The 18142-nt window shown below is 37.5% G+C and carries 12 protein-coding genes; 1 reads left to right on the forward strand and 11 read right to left on the reverse strand.

Going from position 1 to position 18142, the window contains the following annotated elements; translation table 11 throughout:
• Window positions 1-4: 4 nt before the first annotated feature.
• The 3 genes from MR054_RS05780 to MR054_RS05790 all read right to left on the reverse strand — a co-directional run bounded on the left by MR054_RS05780 (window position 5) and on the right by MR054_RS05790 (window position 8048).
• Entirely contained in the window at window positions 5-3325 is a 3321-nt protein-coding gene (locus tag MR054_RS05780; protein ID WP_242156930.1) for a VCBS repeat-containing protein, read from the reverse strand.
• Window positions 3326-3483: 158 nt separating this feature from the next.
• Window positions 3484-5001 (reverse strand): RagB/SusD family nutrient uptake outer membrane protein, encoded by a 1518-nt coding sequence (locus tag MR054_RS05785; RefSeq protein WP_242156931.1) that lies wholly within the window; start codon window positions 4999-5001, stop codon window positions 3484-3486.
• Window positions 5002-5012: 11 nt separating this feature from the next.
• Window positions 5013-8048 (reverse strand): SusC/RagA family TonB-linked outer membrane protein, encoded by a 3036-nt coding sequence (locus tag MR054_RS05790; RefSeq protein ID WP_242156933.1) that lies wholly within the window; start codon window positions 8046-8048, stop codon window positions 5013-5015.
• Window positions 8049-8499: 451 nt separating this feature from the next.
• Here MR054_RS05790 and MR054_RS05795 point away from each other — a divergent pair, with 451 nt between their 5' ends.
• Window positions 8500-9522: a LacI family DNA-binding transcriptional regulator gene (locus MR054_RS05795; protein ID WP_242156935.1), complete on the forward strand. Its 1023-nt coding sequence runs from the start codon at window positions 8500-8502 to the stop codon at window positions 9520-9522.
• A gap of 94 nt (window positions 9523-9616) precedes the next feature.
• Here MR054_RS05795 and MR054_RS05800 read toward each other — a convergent pair whose 3' ends face one another.
• The 8 genes from MR054_RS05800 to MR054_RS05835 all read right to left on the reverse strand — a co-directional run bounded on the left by MR054_RS05800 (window position 9617) and on the right by MR054_RS05835 (window position 18141).
• Complete coding sequence (locus tag MR054_RS05800; RefSeq protein ID WP_242156937.1) at window positions 9617-10393, reverse strand: hypothetical protein; 777 nt, start codon at window positions 10391-10393, stop codon at window positions 9617-9619.
• A 190-nt stretch (window positions 10394-10583) separates the two neighbouring features.
• Window positions 10584-11516 (reverse strand): tRNA epoxyqueuosine(34) reductase QueG, encoded by a 933-nt coding sequence (queG, locus tag MR054_RS05805; RefSeq protein ID WP_242156939.1) that lies wholly within the window; start codon window positions 11514-11516, stop codon window positions 10584-10586.
• A gap of 42 nt (window positions 11517-11558) precedes the next feature.
• A complete protein-coding gene (gene ruvB / locus MR054_RS05810) occupies window positions 11559-12581 on the reverse strand; it encodes a Holliday junction branch migration DNA helicase RuvB (protein WP_242082828.1) in 1023 nt (340 codons plus the stop codon).
• Between the two features lie 160 nt (window positions 12582-12741).
• The gene (locus MR054_RS05815) at window positions 12742-14532 is read right to left on the reverse strand and encodes a cytochrome c oxidase subunit I (RefSeq protein ID WP_242156940.1); all 1791 of its coding nucleotides are present in this window, start codon (window positions 14530-14532) and stop codon (window positions 12742-12744) included.
• A 25-nt stretch (window positions 14533-14557) separates the two neighbouring features.
• Window positions 14558-15631 (reverse strand): cytochrome c oxidase subunit II, encoded by a 1074-nt coding sequence (locus MR054_RS05820; RefSeq protein WP_242082830.1) that lies wholly within the window; start codon window positions 15629-15631, stop codon window positions 14558-14560.
• 30 nt (window positions 15632-15661) lie between these two features.
• Window positions 15662-17035 (reverse strand): quinol:cytochrome C oxidoreductase, encoded by a 1374-nt coding sequence (locus MR054_RS05825; RefSeq protein ID WP_242082831.1) that lies wholly within the window; start codon window positions 17033-17035, stop codon window positions 15662-15664.
• Between the two features lie 20 nt (window positions 17036-17055).
• Window positions 17056-17607, reverse strand: a complete 552-nt coding sequence (locus tag MR054_RS05830) for a c-type cytochrome (RefSeq protein WP_242082833.1) — start codon at window positions 17605-17607, stop codon at window positions 17056-17058.
• Window positions 17608-17610: 3 nt separating this feature from the next.
• Window positions 17611-18141: a DUF3341 domain-containing protein gene (locus MR054_RS05835; protein WP_242156942.1), complete on the reverse strand. Its 531-nt coding sequence runs from the start codon at window positions 18139-18141 to the stop codon at window positions 17611-17613.
• Between the last annotated feature and the right edge of the window lies 1 nt (window position 18142).

Below are 18142 nucleotides of genomic sequence, written 5' to 3' on the forward strand. Positions count from 1 at the left end.
GAACTTAATCATGATTCAACTTGAAAATTTTCGGCTGTTGGTTATTAATACCTATTATTAATTCAATTCCTTTTGTTGTTTTAAGCGTTGCAATATGCTTTATTTCCCCATCCACAAAAAAACCGGAGTCATCATAATCTACCCAATTGAAAGTGCCATTACCCTCGCCAAGCAATAAGCTTCCATAATTGGCGTCCAACCTAGAATATTGTGGTTTAAAGTTGTATTGATTCCCTCCCATCACCAAATCTAAGTTTGAATCATTATTTACGTCCAAAACTGCTATGGCACTTACACTTGAAAATTGCACTTGTGTAGGGAGCGGAATTATTTTGAAATCACCTGATATACTATTTAATGCCACAACAGTTTGAGAGATATTTACTTCTCTAACAATGGATTGAGATATTATTTCTTCAGGAAAAAGCTCATCAATAGATTTTGTCGCATACTCTGAGAACTTTAAATTTTTCTTTTTTAAGGAAACTATTTGGGCTGTAAGTTCATGTTTTGTAATAATGGGCACATCTTTACCATCAATGGTTTCGGTTAAAATTTGCTCAATAGTTCCATTATTGTCAAAATCGTTAACAAAGATTTTAATGGGATTTTCTTTTGAAGGCTTATAGGGTAAGTTCAATCCGTTATTACCTAAAACCAAGTCTGGTAATCCGTCATGATTTAAATCGGAAACATTAATTGCGTTCCACCACCCTTTGAACTGACTTAAATTAGTATTCCGTTCAACCAATTGTTTACCATTATTCTCAAAAACCCGAGGTGTCCCCCAATCTTCAGTAACAATTAAATCTTTTTTGCCGTCAGCATTAAAATCATACCACTTGGCATCTGTTACCATTCCTAAACCATTGAAGACATAGGCTTTGTTTTTGGTAACATCTTTAAAACCTCCCTTTCCGTTATTTTCCAATAACTGTTGTTTAGCGTTAATGCCATAAATGGTAGGCACACTTCTGCTTCCAACAAAAACATCCATATCACCATCATCATCAAAATCACAAGGTGCAATTACAGATGCGTTGTGGAATGTTGCTTGAATAGTTTCACTGCTCTTACCAAAATAGCCTTTACCATTGTTGAGAAACAATCTGGTTTTATAGTTTTTTTCATCTTCTACCTCATTTCCTCCTGTGCCCACCATAAGGTCTAAATCGCCATCATTATCAGCATCAAAAAATGCAGATGCCGTATCTTCAAGGTCTTTATCCTTTTCAAACCCCTGTTCGCGCGGTGCAATCAAATCTCCTGATGTCGTTTGAAAAAACAGTTTGCTTACTTGCCCTTTTGCACCACCAAGAAAAACATCGTCCAGCCCATCGCCATTAACATCAGCAATCGAAATTGTTGGTCCTTCTTTAGACAGCATTTGAGGTATTAAACCTTCATAGTTAAAGTCACTGTGATGGTTTTCTTGATGTGACTCTAATTTGTTTTCAACCTCAGAAAAGAATGTGTTTTTGTTTTTATTTGAAAATGTTAATTTTAGTGAAGCGTTTTCTTGTTTAAAGATGTACTTCTTTTTTGGAAGGACATTTGTAAGTATTTGAAAAGAATTATCAGGCCATATAATTTGAATGGAGTCTATGGTTTTATTTCCAATTCCAATAGTTTGGACATAATCAACCGATGATTGAAACCCTCTAGACGGAATAACCTCCTGAAGAATAACTTCTTTATTTGAAAACAATTTTATTTTACTGCCTATACCGTACCTATTTGGTGACTTTCCTTGTAATTGGATTTTTATATAATTGTTTTGGGTTAATGTTTCTGCATTGTTTTTATATACCAAAGCTTCTTGGTTAACATTATTAATTGCCAAATCCAAATCGCCATCGTTATCCAAATCGCCATATGCGGCCCCATTGGAAAATGTAAGCTTATCAAAACCCCAAGCATGGGTTACATTTTCAAAGCCTAAATTTCCAGAATTTTTAAAAGCATAATTGGTGATGGGGTTGCTGGGCATTTTATTTATAATATTTGAAACCTCTTCCTTTTTTCCAGTTAGCACCATGTTTTGAATAATATCGTTAGCGAAAAAGGTCATAAAGTCTTGATTGGTTAAGTCATGATAAATACCATTGCACACATAGATGTCTTTATAACCGTCGTTATCCATATCGAATAAAAGTGCACCCCAGCTCCAATCTGTTTTAGAAACTCCACTTAAATTAGCTATTTCGGCCAGATAATTATCTCCAAGATTTAACTGTAAACTATTCTGCATGTATTGATGGTCAAAATCCAGCCCTTGCTTTCTTTGGTAAACATCATAAGTTTCAAATTGGGTAGTTTCTTTTACTCGCTTATTATGTTCTGGCAACATATCGGTTACAAACACATCTGGATTACCATCATTGTTAATATCTGCCATATCTGCTCCCATTGAAGACTGACTGGTATGTGTTGTCCAATCTTTTATGGACTCGGTAAAGGTTCCATCTTGGTTATTTATATATAGATAGTCACGTTCATAAAAATCGTTTGACACATAAATATCTAGATAAGAATCATTATTGATATCGCCAACTGTTACTCCTAGTCCAAAACCAATTAGACTTCCAAAAATACCAGCCTCCTCACTCACATCAACAAATTTTCCATCATCATTTCGAAGCAACTTATCTCCTCCACCTTTTAACAAACTTGGCACTTCCCAATCTTTTGCCCGAAGTTCTCTTTTATTGGAGTAATTCAATGAGTTTACTGGTATGAAACTATTGTTCAAAATGTATACATCTAAATCGCCATCTTTATCATAATCAAAAAAGGCGGCATGGGTAGTAAGCCCACTTTCTGCAAGATTGAATTTTTCTGCTTGCTCGGTAAAGGTTAAATTACCATTATTGATATAAAGTTCGTTTTTCAAATTATCTCCGGTAACGTTTCCTGCATTACACACATAAATATCCAAAAAACCATCATTGTTAATATCAACCATATTGACACCCGTTGACCACACATTGTTACCTTCAATATTGGCTGATTTGGAAATATCTTCAAATTTTAAATGGCCTTTATTTAGAAAAAGCTTATTTGCCCCTTGGTTAGCTGTAAAAAAAATATCGGGTAAATCATCGTTATTGATATCACCAATAGCTACGCCACCTCCATTATAAAAATTGCGATAGGTAAAAATATTGACATCCTTTTCGTTTAAAACAGTATTTGTGAATTTTACACCAGTATCGTTTGAATCCAGATTAGTAAATAGTGTCTCTTTATTTGTGTTGTCTGATTCTTTAACACAGGATATGTAAAACAAAACTATTAAAAAGATAAACACTCCCTTATTACTCATAATATTGTAGACTTATTGATATTTTAAGGATTTAAAGGATCATATAGTATAATTTGACTCTATGATGATCACCATAGTTAAAAAAAGGGGGCGAACCACCCCCTCCTATTGAATTAATCTTAACAAAAAATTAAACTACCTTTTTTAAAAACTTATAATTAATACCCTGGATTTTGAGGAAGATTAGGATCTGCCGAAATAGCCTCTGCGGGTATGGGCATTAGTAATGCTTTTTCTGAGCTGGCATCTGGCTTTTCTTGCCACGTTCCTAAAAAAGTATTAAATCTAATCTGATCTTGTCTTCTCCAACCTTCCCAATAAAGTTCACGCCCTCTTTCATCAATTAAGTCTTGTTCTGTAAGAGCGGTTAATTCTGAGGCATTTCTTAATGTTCTTATTTCATTAACAATATCTAAGGCAGATTCAGAATCTGAGCCTCCTCTCATTATAGCCTCAGCCTTCATCAATCTAGCGTCTGCATATCTCAGGAAAACATAATCATTATTCGGATTATTATCGTTTACATAATCGGGAATATATTTTACAACACGTATACCTTTCTCTTCAGTTGAATTAAAGATATTCACATCTTGGGTGTAAACCAAGTTATTTCCTTGACGATCTTTAATAGGGTCTCCATTGACATCATTTTGCAGGCCTATGAGAAATCCAGCGTTATACCCTCCTCCATTATCTGTAATTTCAGGTAAAGTTTGATGAAACCTTAGGTCTCCTGGCTCAAATAAATTATATAATTCTACTGTAGATACAAAACCGTTCCATCCACTTGGATTCTGATTATAATGCATTGACATGTGCCAACGGCTAAGTACCCTGCCTACAGCTCCTCCTTGAATGTTTTCAGAAACAAACAAAAGCTCAGGGGATGAGTTGGTATTATTGGGAATAAAACTATCAAAATAGTTTGCCGCCAAAGAACGACCTGTAATAGCATTTACATTTTCGATGACCTTATTCATATCTGCCGAGCTAAAGGTAAATGGCCCACTCATCGCCCCACCGTCTTCACTTGTAGCTTCATAAACAGCTTTATTCAAATACATCTTTGCCAATAAGGCTCTAGCTGCATTTTGATTAGCCACAATAGGATTGACACCTGAGGGCAAATCATTAACAACTGCTTCAAGCTCTGAAATCAATGTGTTTATACCATCAGCTCTTAACAATAAACCTGTTGGAGACAAAAGCAAGTCTTCTCCACACTCTCTTCTTGGCACTTTACCCCATAGGTCTAATATCAGGTAATCTGTAAAAACCCTTAAAAATGTAGCTTCTGCGGCCTGTTGCGATGTTGCAGCTCCATTGCACAAAACTAGTTGGGCAGCAAAAGAACGGCTATTTAAATCTCTCCATAATTTTGCTATATGGGGATGTGCATTTGTCCATGTTTGAAAATGATGTGAACGCCAGGCTCCAGCGTCATCCCAGTCGGCACCTCGTGTTGGAGGTATCAACTCGTCTGATGAATGCACATAAGCTGGTAATAGATCTTGCTCATGCTGTAATTCTCTTAAGGCTGAATAAGCCCCAGATAGTAAGTCTGTTGAGCTAACACCTCCACTTGTACTAGCAACAGCGTCGTTCAAATCTTCCTCTAAATTTGTACAGCTATAACCAATAGCCAAACTAAGAATTCCTATAATTATTTTTTTCATTTGATTTTTTTTTAAAATGACACATTAAATCCAAAAGTGAATGTTCTAGATCTTGGATAAGCTGAATAATCTATACCAAAAGAGGGTACCCCATCAATTTCTTTATTTGTATTTACCTCAGGGTCAAAACCATCATAAGGTGTTATAACAAATAAATTTTGCCCTGTTACAAAAACTCTTAAAAAGTCAATCCACTTAGAAACTTTTCCAGGTTCAAACGTATATCCAATGGTAGCATTTGACAATCTTAAAAAATCCCCACTACTCAAATAAAATGTCGACGGTTTCGGAGCATCTCCTGTTGCCTGCGGGGAATTAGCCACATCTGGGGTAACATTGTTTCCTGTCTGCAAGGCCGCTTTGTTAAATACAGCATTAGCTGTATTGTTATAAATTTCATGGCCATAAGCACCGTTCATAAAAATACCTAAATCAAAATTTTTGTACTTTAAGTTTGCTGAAATACCAACTGTGAAATCTGGATTAGGGTCCCCAACAAATGTTCTATCTCCAGCTCCTGGTCCATCAATACCACTTGAGGTATCTACCCCATCACCATTAATATCTGCATACTGCGATATTCCATTTGAATCATAGCCCGTCCAAACAGGGAGATAAAAAGCATATAATGGTTGATTATCATACAGCAATTGTCCTGTCTGGCCTGATAATCCCTGGCCACTTACAGCTCCTGTACTAATACCTATTGGAAAAAGATCTGAAACGCCGGTAATTTCATTATTCAAAAAACTTAAATTTACCCCAAGGTCAAAAGTTAGACCATCTTTTTGATCAATAATAACCCCATTCAGCCCTACATCAAAACCATTATTAGCAACTTCAACACCACTTAAATTTCTCCATATAAACACATTGGGAGCTTGTTGAGCCGCTCTTACCCTAAACAATAAATCATCTGTTGTTTTACTATAATAATCAATAGAACCTGTTAAACGATTATCAAAGAATCCAAAGTCCACACCTAAATTAATCTGAGAAGTCGTTTCCCATTTCAAATCTGGGTTTCCTACTGTTACTTGTTGAATACCTCCACCGCCATCTGGTTTAAATTGAGTTTGTGCTGAACCAGCTGGAAACTCTTGATTTCCAGTAATTCCATATCCTACTCGTAACTTTAGATCGTCAAAATATTCAGGTATGAATTCCTCTTCATGCATTTTCCAAGCAAAAGCGCCAGATGGGAAATACCCATATTTGTTATCTTCTCCAAATCTGCTAGAACCATCAACTCTCAGCGTTGCAGTAAATAGGTATTTATTATTCAAACTTACGTTTGCTCTTCCAAAAAATGATTGTAATTCTGAACTTGGCGCAAAAAATGATGAATTTCCAACACCATAATTACCGTTACTATCCAGTGTTGCCAACGTTGATGTAGTTCCTCCACCTAAATTGTCTAAATAAAAATCCTGATTATCAGAGTTAAAACCTTCAACTCTTGTCGTCGTTCCTCTTCTTTCAAAAGCTTGATAAGAATACCCGACTACAGCATCCAGCCTAATTTTATCGGATAAGTCTTTACTATAATTTAAGGTATGCTCAAATAACTTACTAAAAGTATTGATAGTCTGGATATTTGCAAACCCACCTCGTGTAAACTGTGCCTGCATTAGCCTTGAAACAGCCAATTGTCTTTCTGAAGATGTTCTATCAACACCAAAATTAAATTTATATTGTAGTTCCTCTGTGATATCATATGAAATGGATAAATTACCAAAAATACGTGTGGTTTCAGTATTATCAGAATAATAATCTAAAAATGCCAACGGGTTTCGTGGATTATCATTAAACTGCCTGTACGTTCCATCTGTATTATAGAATGACCTTGTAGGGTTCCAACGTAATGCTGAAATCATTAGATCCCCTTCTGCACCAACATCCTGAGATAATGCAGGTTGCTCATCATTAACAGAAGAAACAATCATTTTAGCATCAATCTTCATTTTTTGATCAAAAAACTTTTCGGATAAATTTACGTTAGCCGTATACTTTTGCAATCCCGAATTTTTAATTATCCCCTCCTGATCCTGTAAGGATAATGATAACCTATAACTACCCGTTTCAGAAGCACCGCTATAACCTAAATTATAATTTTGTGTTGTGGCTGTTCTTAAAATAGCATCCAAACCATCAACACTCTGACCTTCATCTAATGACCCCAAACCAATTGCAGCGGCTGCGGCTGCAAATCCATCCCTATCTAATAAATCAATCTTATTTGATATAGTAGCAGTACTAATTGAAGATGAAAATTCTAATTTTGGCTCACCTGATTTACCACGTTTTGTAGTTATTATCACCACACCATTAGCGCCACGAGAACCATAGATAGCCGTTGCAGAAGCATCTTTAAGAACATCTATGCTCGCTATATCGTTAGGGTTGATAAAGTTTAAAGGGTTACGAGCAGAAGATTTACCTAAGCCTTGGCCTCCATCCGTACCTGGGCTCACATCACCACCATCAAGAGGAACACCATCAACAACTATAAGCGGACCGTTCCCCCCTCTAATAGAAGAAGTACCTCGAATTCGGATATTGGATGCTGCACCTGGCTCGCCACTTGCTGCTGTAATTTGCACCCCTGGAACTCGACCTTGAATTAATTGATCTGGAGATGTTTGAACACCTTGATTAAAATCTTCAGGCTTTATTGAAGCAACAGCTCCTGTTGCATCTTGCTTTCTAACCGAACCGTATCCTACAACAACTACTTCATCAAGCTGAGCTGCATCTTCGGCTAGGGTTACATTAATTGTTGTTTGTCCATTTACTGTTATTTCCTGTGTTTGATATCCTATAAAGCTATAAATAATCACAGCATCACTTGGAATATCCTCAAGGGTGTAATTTCCGTCAAAATCTGTTTGGGTACCTGTTGTAGTTCCCTTAACCAAAATGTTTACTCCGGGCAAAGGCCCCATCGCATCTGAAACAACACCTGTAACAGTTGTTTGAGCATAAATAAGGCTTCCTCCTAAGAATAAGAGCCAAAGCATTACTCTTTTAAGTAATTTTTTTCTCATGTTTAAGTTATTTAGTTTAAGAATAGTTAGTCTACTGTTTAATACGAATAATTAAACAGACCGTAACAAAGATGTTAATAATGACCGCGAAGTAGAATAAATTTTCGAAAAAATATATTTAAATTGTATCGAAAACGTTTTCGATTTTTAAATTATCCTTAATCTCAACTTTATTATCTCACGATTATGCATTTAAATTACTAATTTTTTAGGAACCTGACAAAAAATAAAATATTCAATTACTAAACTCCAAAATTATTTTCAAGGGATTTAAAAAAAACAGTCCATTAATAATATATATTTGAATAATAATTTTTAACTTAATTTTTGTTTCAGACTCCATTCCGAAATGGGTCATTTCAAATCCTGATACCACTAGGATGATTGCTGGAAAATGTCACCTGCCAGTCCTCTGGCAGATCTGACCAATGAAAACAATAAATTTAAACAGATGAAACCCGTAACTTTAAAGGATATTGCAAAGCAATTGGGCATCTCCATCACCACGGCTTCAAAAGCATTAAAAAATTATCCTGACGTAAGTGATAAAACCAAAAAAATAGTTAAAGAACTGGCTGTAAAGTTAAATTATGTCCCCAATTCTTTTGCCATTGGTCTGCGCAAACAAGAATCCAAAACTATTGGTGTTATTATCCCGACTATGGTTCATTATTTCTTCTCTACTGTTCTGGATGCAATAATAAAAGAAGCCGAGAACAGAAACTACATGGTCATTATTCTGCAATCCAATGAAGATTATCGGACCGAAAAAAAACAAGTGGATTTATTATTAAACAAAGGGGTTGATGGTATTTTAATTTCGTTATCCAACAAAACCAGAGATTTTAAGCACCTGCAGAAAATAATGGACTACAACATTCCATTGATTCTATTTGATAAAATTGCCAAATTGGTTAATTGTTCCAAAGTTCTTATTGATGACCGAAAAGCAGCGTATTCTGCGGTTTCCTACCTTATCAATACGGGCCGTAAACGCATTGCACACTTCAGGGGCGATCTCAATCCCCAGAATTCTATAGATCGGTTTTTGGGCTATAAAAAGGCGTTGGAAGACCACGGCATCCCTTATGACTCTTCTCTGGTATATTTATGCAATAACAATTCTGATTTTACAGATGGTTATTCCAGTGCAAAACAATTACTTCTGGATCATGGGGATAATGTAGATGCCATTTTTACGGTTAACGACATGTTGGCCATTGGGGCCATAAATTATTTTAATGAAAATGGTATAAAAATTCCCGATCAGATCGCTTTATTTGGTTTTAGCAATTGGTTTATGGCTTCCGTCATTACACCGTCTTTATCCTCTGTAGAACAAAACGCCTACAAAATTGGGAAGCGATCTTCCGAGATTTTATTTGAAGAGATTGAACGTAAAAAGAAAGGTGAACCTATTGTCTACCAAAAGGTCATAATCGATACCGAGCTTGTGCTGCGAAATTCTTCCTGATGTGTTAAATAACAAGCTCATAGATAAATAAAAAAAGGCACCTGACGATGATCAGGTGCCCTTCTTATATACTTTACTTTTTGTACCCTTTACTCTACCTTACGATATCAATTAATCGGGCCATATACGTAAATTTCATATCACGTGTTTTAAGCCCCTCCTGAATGGCTTTTTCCTGAGCATCTGTTAAATCCATGTCGGGACCTTCTCGATTCAGTGCTTTCTCAAGATTTTCGAACATGTTAACCGTTATATGCGATGCATAGGTATCACTCCCTTGTGGTACCATAAACCGGAATAATCCCCAATACCCCTTGGATCCATTATCGACCATGCTTTGATGCATGGGTTTAAACACATCCATCTCGGCTTTTTCGTAGGCATAATACCCCCCCATATCCACTTTCATAAAGTCGATATAAGCTACTGTACCCACATCCATACTTAAATCACCTTCCGTTTGGTCTACTCGTTCCATAAATATGCGTATGGCCAAATCTCTCGATTGGGAAGTAGCCTTCATTTTTTTTGCAAGATCCTCTTCGCTCAGATCGGGATAGGCCGCTTTAACATGGTTCATAAAATCAGAACCTCCAAACATTTTTTCAGCGCTATCGTACAGGTTCACTGTAGCATACTGGTAGCCTTGGTGTTCACCTCCGGGTAAAAGTGCCCATAGGTCCCAGCCAATAATTTCACCGGCTTTTAACCGTTCTTGATGGATTTTCTTCCAGAATTGTTCTGTTTCTGCATAAGCCATTTCTTGTTCGTTATCGACTTTCATCAATTCCAAAACAACAAACAGTTTTTCCTGTCCTAAAACCGGCACAGACAACAATAAGGCAAGTACAATAATTACTAGTTTTCTCATAAAATAAAGTTTTAGTTAGTGTGAATGTTTACCTAACAATCGTAAAAAAGTACAGTAGATTTTTGCCCATTAAACATGGCGAGTAAAAACCATGGCTTTAAATATGGCAATCAGAGAAGTTTAAATATACAATATTTTTTTAAACCCATACTATAATCCATGAAATAGCATCTTATAAATAACAACTCCCCTAGTCACTATTTTTTTTTAAAAAATCAATATTACGTTTAAGTCCGGAATACCCGGCCCGCTTCACCGCTGACTTTTTAAACACTCTCCTGAAGGTTTCTTCTGTTATTTCCTCCCATTCTTTATTGCTCATGGAAAGCAATTCCGGGTTTGGATGAAACAGAGGTTCGCGGTGCGGCTTTGAAAACCGATTCCAGGGACAAACATCCTGACATACATCGCATCCAAACATCCAATTGTCCATTTGACCTTGAAATCCTGTGGGTATGCTATCTTTTAATTCTATGGTTAAATACGAAATGCATTTACTGCCATCGACCACATAAGGCTCAATAATAGCCTCTGTAGGACAAGCATCGATACAAGCGGTGCATGTTCCGCAATGATCTGTAATTGGACCGTCGTATTCCAATTCCAAATCAATGATCAATTCAGCAATAAAATAAAAGGACCCTACTTGTTGCGTGATTAAATTACTGTGTTTTCCAATCCATCCTAAACCACTTTTAGCAGCCCATGCCTTATCCAAAACGGGTGCCGAATCCACAAAAGCGCGACCATGGACCTCACCTATTTCCTGCTGAATAAACTCAAGTAAAACCTTGAGTTTCTCCTTGATTACAAAATGGTAGTCTTTCCCAAAGGCATACTTTGATAGTTTATAACTATTCGCATTTTGAGTTTCTGAAGGATAATAATTTAAAAGTAAAGAAATAACGGATTTAGAACCTTCAACCAATTTCGTCGGATCCAGACGCTTGTCAAAATGGTTTTCCATATAACGCATGTCCCCGTTCAACTCTCTTTTAAGCCATTGTTCCAAACGGGGTGCTTCTTGTTCCAGGAATGCCGCTTTACTTATGCCGCAGGATAAAAACCCAAGTCGTTTGGCTTCAGTTTTTATGAGTTGGGTATGATTTGATAATGAATTCATAATATAGGAAAACCTTGAACAAGCTCAAGATGATGCCATGTGTCAAAACAACCCTCCCTGCATATTGCCTTTGATTTTCCCTAAATGCTTATAGGCTAATTCTGTGACTTCCCGTCCTCGAGGGGTGCGCATAATAAAGCCCTGTTGAATTAAAAAGGGTTCGTAAACTTCTTCAATCGTTTCGGAGCTTTCACTCACGGCAGTAGCAATGGTAGTGATTCCCACCGGACCTCCTTTAAATTTATCAATAATGGTCGACAGGATTTTATTATCCATTTCATCCAAACCATGGGCATCGACATTTAAGGCTTCCAAGGCATATTTGGATATACCCATATCTATTTTACCATTGCCCTTTATCTGAGCGAAGTCGCGTACACGTCTCAATAAGGCATTCGAAATACGGGGCGTTCCGCGGCTACGCCCAGCGATCTCAATGGCAGCTTCCATGGAAATGGGTACTTGCAAAATATGGGCACTCCGCTGAATGATAGTCGTTAACAAATGGGTATTATAATACTGCAATCGACTTTGAATCCCGAACCGAGCACGCATGGGAGCGGTCAATAAGCCGGAGCGTGTTGTGGCCCCAACCAAAGTAAATGGATTCAAATTAATCTGTACAGTCCTGGCATTAGGCCCGGTTTCAATCATAATATCTATTTTGTAATCCTCCATTGCGGAATAGAGATACTCCTCTACAATAGGACTTAGTCGATGGATTTCATCAATAAATAAGACATCGCGTTCTTCTAAATTGGTCAATAAACCGGCCAGGTCTCCGGGTTTATCCAAAACAGGCCCGGAGGTGACTTTTATGCCTACATTTAATTCGTTGGCCAATATGTGTGCTAATGTTGTTTTTCCCAATCCCGGTGGACCGTGAAACAGGGTATGATCCAATGCTTCTGATCTTAAATTGGCCGCTTCAACAAATACCTTTAGATTTTCCAATACCTGATCTTGTCCCGTAAAATCATCAAACGACAATGGTCTCAGTTTTTTCTCGACATCAATGTCTTCAGGAGAAAAATGTTTATCCGTTGGATTTAAGTTTTCGTTCATACTCTAGAGTCTTCAATGCGGTTGGAATGGTATCCCATAAATCTGTTGAATTCACACCGTGTAAAAAACAAATATAAAGAAAAAGCCCTTCCAAATGGAAAGGCCTCATCTTTTAAATTTTAGATACTTCCGTTAGAGAAGATTAAGGCTTATGCAAGAGTTAATGCTGCAGTTCCTCTTCCCCCTCTTTAAGTGGAATATTTTGAGGTACAAAATCGGCATCGTGTCCCGGTTTACTGTAATCATAGGACCAACGGTGCACATGAGGGATTTCTCCTTCCCAGTTACCATGAATATGTTTTATAGGTGCCGTCCATTCTAAAGTTGTGGATTTCCATGGGTTTTGTACGGTTTTCTTACCAAAGAAAATACTTCCAAAGAAATTATATAAATAAAGGATTTGAACGATACCTCCTATTAAGGCAAAAATCGTAATAATGACATTCACATTGGCTAAATCATCGAATAACGGGAAGTTACTGTTGGTGTAATAACGACGTGGTAGTCCGGCCATTCCAATAAAGTGCATTGGGAAAAACACACCATAGGCGCAAACCGCTGTGACCCAAAAATGAATATATCCCAGGTTTTTATTTAGCATTCTACCAAACATTTTAGGGTACCAATGGTAAATTCCCGCGAACATCCCATACAATGCCGAAATACCCATAACTAAATGGAAGTGGGCCACAACAAAATAAGTATCATGAACATTAATATCTAAGGCACTGTCTCCTAAAATAATTCCTGTTAACCCCCCTGTTATAAAGGTTGAAACAAACCCTATCGAAAATAACATCGCCGGGTTTAACTGTAAATTCCCCTTCCACAAGGTTGTTATCCAGTTAAAGGCTTTTACTGCTGAAGGAATGGCAATTAATAAGGTTGTAAATGTAAATACAGAACCCAAAAATGGATTCATCCCTGACACGAACATATGGTGTCCCCAAACAATGGTTGATAAAAATGCTATGGCCAGTATGGACGCAATCATGGCCCTATATCCAAAAATAGGTTTGCGTGAATTGGTAGCCATAATCTCCGATACGAGCCCCATGGCAGGCAGAATCACGATATATACTTCCGGGTGCCCCAGGAACCAAAACAGGTGCTCGAATAATACCGGAGACCCCCCCTGGTAATGCAACACCTCTCCCTGTATAAAGATATCTGATAAGAAAAACGAGGTTCCAAAACTTCGATCCATAATCAACAATAAGGCCGCAGATAACAATACCGGGAACGATACAACACCAATAATGGCAGTAATAAAAAAGGCCCAAATGGTTAACGGCAATCTTGTCATGGACATGCCTTTGGTACGCAAGTTAATGACAGTAACAATATAGTTAAGTGATCCTAATAAAGACGACGCAATAAATATGGCCATGGACACTAACCATAATGTCATCCCCATACCAGAACCCGACTGGGCCATAGGTAAAGCACTTAAAGGCGGATAAATAGTCCATCCTGCGGCTGCCGGTCCGGCTTCAACAAATAAGGAAATGACCATAAAAACACTGGACAAGAAGAATAACCAATAGGATACCATGTTAAGAAATCCAGATGCCATATCCCGAGCTCCAATCTGTAAAGGTATTAATAGGTTACTGAAGGTACCGCTTAATCCGGCCGTTAGCACAAAGAACACCATGATGGTGCCATGTATGGTAACCAATGCCAAGTAAATATCGGCATCCATGACACCGTCTGGCGCCCATTTTCCCAACAAGGCCTCAAAAATCGCATTTGGTTCTTCCGGCCAGGCGATCTGCATGCGGAACATCAATGACATTATTACTCCAATAACACCCATAATAGTACCTGTAATAAGATACTGCTTGGCAATCATCTTGTGGTCTTGACTAAATATATATTTAGTTACAAACGTTTCTTTATGATGATGTCCATGATCGTCGTGAGCGTGCATATCTTCGTGTGCTGACATAATCTTATATCGTTTTATTTTTTTGTTAGTTAATCAGAGAGTTTTTAAAATCCTTTTGCTCCTTTATCCAGGCTTCATATTCTTCCTGGGTTTCCACAATTATTTTCATTTGCATATTGTAATGGGACTTACCACAAATCTTATTACAAAGGAGCAAGTAGTCGAATTCATAACGCTCTAATGGTTCTTCGCCTTTAGCAATAAGGTCTTTACTCTTTTCGACCCTTATTCTATTAATATTGGCCACCTTATCTATTATTTCCTGGGTTTGTCGCATTTGTGCTGTAGTTACTGTGGGCGTGTACCCAAATTGGGTAATCATCCCTGGGACACAGTTCATTTGGGCCCTAAAATGAGGCATATAGGCAGAGTGTAATACATCTTGAGAACGCATTTTAAACAATACTGGTCGCCCCACAGGTAAATGCAGTTCGGTGGTAATAATATCGTCCTGAGCATAGGGATCAGCTTCATCCAATCCTAAAATATTGGCTCGGTCTATATCAATCAAACGCACATTGGATTTTCCTAAGGTATTATCGGCACCACCGTATCTGGCCTTCCAGTTAAATTGCTGGGCATACAATTCAATGACAAGGGGATCATCGCTTTCATCCACACCCATAATGTTAATCCATGTATTTAACCCATAAATGATTAACCCGGCCAAAACAATCACGGGAATAATCGTCCATATGGCTTCTAATTTATTGTTATCTGCAAAAAACAAAGCTTTTTTACCTTTCTCTCCTTTGTATTTAAATGCGAAATAGTGTAATAGATACTGGGTCACCGTTTGGACAATAAAGATTATTACCAATGACACAATCATAAGATTATCTATGGTAGGGCCATGTTCTGAGGCGGAGTTGGACAATAACGGCAAATCACCCCATTTTACACAGCATACAATTGTAATGACATAAATGAACGCCAAGAAGCCCATCATTAAATACCCATTCATGGTATTATCCTTATCGGTGGCTACTCCAGGTATGGCAGTTTCTGTTTTAGCTTGGGCTAAATCGAATATCTTTACCATTTGCCAAATGGCAATTAAAATAAAAACTAAAACTATAATGGTTAATAAAGTAGTCATTGTTATCGCTCTTCTTAATTTAAATCTTAATTAATAATGAAACTCTTCGCTTTCCTTTTTAAAAGGATATCTTTTTACTAGTAATGGTGCTTTGGTAAGGGCCGTAAAAACCACAAATATGAACAACCCGGCGAAAAGTAAAATTGAACTCATTTCCGGAATACCAATAAACCATCTATCCCCTACGGTTGCCGGCATAATCATGTTAAAGACATCTATATAATGTCCGAGCAAAATCACTAAGCCTGTTAAGACAACAAACCAAGGAATTCGTTTATAATCGGCATTCATCAACATTAATATAGGGAACACAAAATTAAGCACTACCATACCTAAGAATGGCAGTTTGTAATCATTAAATCGCGACACAAAATAAGTGACCTCTTCAGGTATATTGGAATACCAAATCAACATAAACTGTGAAAACCATAAATAGGTCCAGAAAATACTCATTGCAAACATAAACTTCGCCACATCATGCAAGTGATTCGCATTAACAAAATCCAAAAAGCCTCTGGATTTTAAATATATGGTTATCAATGCAATAACCGTAATTCCACTTACAAACATACTGGCGAATACATACCATCCAAATAAGGTTGAAAACCAGTGAGGATCAACACTCATAACCCAGTCCCAGGACATCATGGATTCGGTGTAAATGAAAAACACCAAGAAACCCGCAGACCACCTAAATGCTTTTATAAAGTTACTGTTGTCTTCGGCTGTATCTTGAGCAATGGAATATTTACGGGAGATCCATCTGTAAAAACTCCAGCCACCGATAAAAATAGCGGCTCTTATGGTGAAAGACACTACATTTAACCACCCCGATTTACCGGCAATTAATTTATCATAATGTGCACTCTCCGGATTGGTTACTTCCGGATTCATCCAGATAAATAAATTATCATGACCAATAAAATGCGATGCCAGTGCGACCAAAACCACAATGATAGCCCCCGGTAGTAAATAGGCCGTAATCCCTTCCATAACCCTGAACAATACGGGAGACCATCCTGCTTGTGAAGCTATTTGAATGGCATAAAAGGCCAAAACCCCCAAGGCAATCATCATAAAGAAAAAGGCTGCAACATATAAGGCAGCCCATGGCCTGTTAGCGATTTGATGTTGAACATGTTCCACATGTTTTTGATGTTCATCCACCTGACCATGCGCCATATCTCCATGTGAGTCATTTGTTTCATGTGCATCATGTGAAGGGGCAGAGTGGTCGGTTGCTTCGGAGTGACCACCACCATGGTGCGCTTCCTCAGTTGCAATTAGGTGCTCTACTTCTTCAAAAGATTTATGAGATGTCATAAAACCATATCCAACACCTAATAGTCCTAAAACCATTAGAACGATGGAAAATGTCTTTAATTTATTTGAAAATGTGTACATATCTGTATAATCTTATCTTCTTACTTTTCTAAATCTGCTTTCAACCTTAAAACATAGGATACAACTTGCCATCGTTCTTCCTCATTTAACTGATTCGCGTAACTCCCCATGGCATTCTTTCCATAATAGATAACATGGTATATACTTCCTTCATTAATGGCTCGTCCTGCATCATCATAACTGGGAATACCCAATATTTTTTCTCGCTTTACCAGATTTCCATTACCATCGCCTTTATTTCCATGACAAATACCACAGTAAATATCGTACAGCTCTTTTCCTCGAACCAGATCAACCTGTAAAGAGTCCAACGGACTGGTTAAGGTCTCCTTGGCCAGGTTATAACCTTCAGTGGAGTTGTCTATCTCAAAGGGAAAATGACCCCTTGCTATAGACCCCTCAGCAGGTAACTGTGCTTCAACACCGTTAGGAAAAGCGGCCTCTCCATAAGTTTCATATCCTGCAGATTCATACATATTGGGCATGAACTGATAATTTGGTGCAGTATCTTTTTTACATGATACAGCCAATAAAACGACTGCTATTGCTAATATTTTAATTAAGCTCTTCATTTATTAATGCGCTTTATCAATTAAATTTACTTCTACGGCTCCCGTTTCTTTGAGCAAGCCAGCCAACTCAATTTCATTTCCATGAACAGCCACTTCCATCAAGAAATGGTCATCTGTAGTTCTTGGATCCGGGTTTTCAGCCTTTTTAAAGGGCCACATCTTACTGCGTAAGTAAAAGGTTATCACCATTAAATGCGCGGCAAAAAACACGGTTAACTCAAACATAATCGGCACAAAAGCAGGCATGTTCTCCAAATAGCTAAAACTTGGTTTACCTCCAATATTTTGAGGCCAATCTTCAATCATGATGAAATTCATCATGACTATGGCAACCGTTAACCCCACTAGTCCGTACATAAAAGATGTTATGGCAATTCGTGTTGGTGCCAATCCCATGGCCTTGTCCAATCCATGTACCGGAAATGGTGTATATATTTCTTCTATATGGTGTCTTTCTGCCTTAACCTTTTTTACAGCAGACATCAAGATATCATCATCGGTGTATATAGCGTGAATTACTTTTGAAGCTTCCATA

Source organism: Aestuariivivens sediminis (assembly GCF_022662105.1).
GTDB classification, from domain to species: domain Bacteria; phylum Bacteroidota; class Bacteroidia; order Flavobacteriales; family Flavobacteriaceae; genus Aestuariivivens; species Aestuariivivens sediminis.

Bases quoted from the DNA above. Each gene is read 5' to 3' on its own strand.
- MR054_RS05780 (WP_242156930.1), bottom strand. From the start codon at position 3,325: ATGAGTAATAAGGGAGTGTTTATCTTTTTAATAGTTTTGTTTTACATA.
- MR054_RS05785 (WP_242156931.1), bottom strand. From the start codon at position 5,001: ATGAAAAAAATAATTATAGGAATTCTTAGTTTGGCTATTGGTTATAGC.
- MR054_RS05790 (WP_242156933.1), bottom strand. From the start codon at position 8,048: ATGAGAAAAAAATTACTTAAAAGAGTAATGCTTTGGCTCTTATTCTTA.
- MR054_RS05795 (WP_242156935.1), top strand. From the start codon at position 8,500: ATGAAACCCGTAACTTTAAAGGATATTGCAAAGCAATTGGGCATCTCC.
- MR054_RS05800 (WP_242156937.1), bottom strand. From the start codon at position 10,393: ATGAGAAAACTAGTAATTATTGTACTTGCCTTATTGTTGTCTGTGCCG.
- queG (WP_242156939.1), bottom strand. From the start codon at position 11,516: ATGAATTCATTATCAAATCATACCCAACTCATAAAAACTGAAGCCAAA.
- ruvB (WP_242082828.1), bottom strand. From the start codon at position 12,581: ATGAACGAAAACTTAAATCCAACGGATAAACATTTTTCTCCTGAAGAC.
- MR054_RS05815 (WP_242156940.1), bottom strand. From the start codon at position 14,532: ATGTCAGCACACGAAGATATGCACGCTCACGACGATCATGGACATCAT.
- MR054_RS05820 (WP_242082830.1), bottom strand. From the start codon at position 15,631: ATGACTACTTTATTAACCATTATAGTTTTAGTTTTTATTTTAATTGCC.
- MR054_RS05825 (WP_242082831.1), bottom strand. From the start codon at position 17,035: ATGTACACATTTTCAAATAAATTAAAGACATTTTCCATCGTTCTAATG.
- MR054_RS05830 (WP_242082833.1), bottom strand. From the start codon at position 17,607: ATGAAGAGCTTAATTAAAATATTAGCAATAGCAGTCGTTTTATTGGCT.
- MR054_RS05835 (WP_242156942.1), bottom strand. From the start codon at position 18,141: ATGGAAGCTTCAAAAGTAATTCACGCTATATACACCGATGATGATATC.